Origin of the sequence: Acidisoma sp. S159 (assembly GCF_009766125.1) — a bacterium.
GTDB lineage: Bacteria > Pseudomonadota > Alphaproteobacteria > Acetobacterales > Acetobacteraceae > Acidisoma.
Genome location: NZ_LMUG01000054.1, coordinates 2452 through 2713, shown reverse-complemented (window position 1 = coordinate 2713; position 262 = coordinate 2452). Strand labels below are relative to the sequence as shown.

General features: G+C 59.5%; 1 pseudogene. It reads right to left on the bottom strand.

Annotated elements, in window-relative coordinates:
- A pseudogene (locus GSQ92_RS30265) lies at positions 1-261 on the bottom strand (sugar ABC transporter ATP-binding protein); the annotation flags it as partial.
- Between the last annotated feature and the right edge of the window lies 1 nt (position 262).

Sequence of the window (262 nt, the reverse complement as noted above, 5' to 3'; positions counted from 1 at the left end):
CTTCTGTTGGTTACCGCCCGATAGCGAGCCGACTGGTGCACCTATGCTGTTGCAGCGTATTGAAAACAGGCCGCGGAATCGCTCGGCGATCTGTTTCTCTCGACGGCGAGAAACGAAACCGCCGCGTGAGATGCGGTCAAGCGCGCTGAACGTCATGTTCCAGTCGATTGCATATTCCAGCACGAGACCCTGCGAGCGGCGCTCCTCTGGCACATAGATGATGCCGTGGCCGATGCCTTGACGGGACGTCGCGATGGACACC